A 1,669-nucleotide genomic window follows, 5' to 3' on the forward strand; every position below is an offset into this window, starting at 1 on the left:
AAAGGGAAAGCAATATCACAAAAGCAATGGTTTTTAGTCATGAGCAAGCTTAAAAATACAAACTTCATCTCCAAAATTATGAAAAATTTAAACTCTATCCGAATTTGCTCAAACTCAAATAGTAAATGCAGGTGTGTGGAACGTTCAGTACGCTTGGCAGTTCGGCAACGGCCTGTCTCTCAGCGTCGGTGTTGACGAGCAGAGTGCGTCGAACCGCGTCGGCTTGTACTCCGCGGGTCAAGCGCTTACTGCGTTAAACACCTATACCACCAACTATAATGGCAGCAACGCCCCTGTTGGCGGCAGCTTCGCTCCCGGCAGTTACTACGGCGGTGGCGTCGACATCGTCGGCAATTTGAAGCTCGATCAGGCTTGGGGTCTCATCCAGCTGTCGGGTGCCGCCCATCAACTCCAGTCCTCCTATGCTGATGGCGCACTCGCGGCTACGGGTACTGCGGAATCGAAATGGGGCTACGCCGTCAACCTCGGCCTGCAGATCAAGAACCTGCCGACCGGACCTGGCGACGACATCAAGTTCAGCGTCGGCTACACTGAAGGCGCGCTGCGCTACATCATGGGCACCTCGCCAGCAACCCCAACCAGCCTCGGGTTGTACGGTAGCTCCACCGGCACCAACATCGCGACAGCGCCGATTACTGACGGCGTCTGGGGCGGCCTCGCCGGCAATCAGATCCAGTTGACCAAGGGCTTCGGCCTGAACGGTGGTTTCAACCACAACTGGAATGCCAACTGGTCGTCCAGCGTGTTCGGTTCTTACACCCAGGTGCGCTACAACGATACGGCAGCGAGTGTCCTTGCGACCGCATGGGCGCCTAGTGCTGCTGCTCGTGGCAGCGTTATCTACAATCCCGACTTCAATATCTCTCAGGTCGGTGTCGTGACCAGCTGGACCCCGGTCAAGGGTCTGACGTTCGCGGGTGAAGCGATGTACACCAACATCGACTCGCAGATTAAGGGTGTCACCGGTGCAGGCTTCAATCCGGGAGCGCCACGGTCGCCGGGTGTTTACACCCTCGGGTCGCAGGACGTTTGGAGCGGTTCGCTCCGCGTTCAGCGTAACTTCTGATCGCAATCTGATTGTCATCGCCTTCGGGTGATGACAATCTAAAAGAGCCCCCGGCAGGAAACTGTCGGGGGCTTTTTCTTTGAATGATTATTTGGAGTGGTTATTGAGGGTCGGTGAGAAACTCTGAAACCTCATCCTGAGGTGGGGCCGTGTCTCACTGATGAGTTGATATGTAGTCAGGTTATGCAGGCTGGCCTGCTGTGGCCGCATCCTGAAGAACGATGTCGTGGTTTTATAATTCGAACCAATCCGTGCGCTTGCTCTTCACCATGCGGTCGCATGGCTGAGTGGTGTGCAATAGTTCGCGTGTGGAAAATGACGGCCTGCGATGGAGTTCAGGCATTCTCCACATCGCAACGCGCACAAAAGGCCACGATCCGCGCGATGGTTGGCTGATCTTCAAGCAGCGGTGCATGGCCCTGATCGGAAACTTCCACCACTTCAAGATCGCCGCGCCGCGCCTGCATGTCCCTGACGCCTTGCGCGGTCAAAAGGTCCGACAGCGCCCCGTGAATCAGCATCAGTGGCACACCGGCCATCTTGTCGAACAACTCCCAGATCGGCGGCGGCGGATTGTCCGGA

The 1,669-nt window shown here is 56.3% G+C and carries 2 protein-coding genes; one reads left to right on the top strand and one right to left on the bottom strand.

What is annotated here, in order from left to right; translation table 11 throughout:
• Positions 1 to 133 precede the first annotated feature (133 nt).
• Positions 134 to 1,087: a porin gene (locus tag VGC62_RS18290; protein WP_331188489.1), complete on the top strand. Its 954-nt coding sequence runs from the start codon at positions 134 to 136 to the stop codon at positions 1,085 to 1,087.
• Between the two features lie 335 nt (positions 1,088 to 1,422).
• On the opposite strand, the gene VGC62_RS18295 is transcribed toward VGC62_RS18290, so the two are convergent.
• On the bottom strand, positions 1,423 to 1,669 hold a 247-nt coding region (locus VGC62_RS18295), incomplete at its 5' end, for an alpha/beta hydrolase (RefSeq protein ID WP_331188490.1).

The sequence above is a fragment of the Pseudomonas sp. genome (genome assembly GCF_036404235.1).
Lineage (GTDB): Bacteria > Pseudomonadota > Gammaproteobacteria > Pseudomonadales > Pseudomonadaceae > Aquipseudomonas.